Below are 398 nucleotides of genomic sequence, written 5' to 3' on the forward strand. Positions count from 1 at the left end.
CGGGGGGGGGCGGGGGGGGGGGGGGGGGGGCGGGGGGCCCGCGCCCCCCCCCCCCCCCCCCGCCGGCCCCCGGCCCAGCGCCCCCCCGAGGGGCGCGGGGAACTGCGCGGCCAGCCACCACGCACCCGCACAAGCCGACGAACCACAGCCCCGCAGACGCGACTGCCTCCGGCGGAATCGGAGGCGAGTGCGGGCCGCCTTCGGTTGCTCGCGCAGTTCCCCGCGCCCCTGGGAGATCCCCGCGCCCCCAGACGCCCTGCGAAAGCCGACCGGGCACGCCACCGCGACTGCCTCCGGCGGAAACGGGGGCGTGTGCCGGCCGGCCTCGGTTGCTCGCGCAGTTCCCCGCGCCCCTGACGGGGCGCCAACGCAGGCTCCCCTAGGGGCGCGGGGAACTG

It is taken from the genome of Streptomyces sp. NPDC058284, assembly GCF_042881135.1.
Lineage (GTDB): Bacteria > Actinomycetota > Actinomycetes > Streptomycetales > Streptomycetaceae > Streptomyces.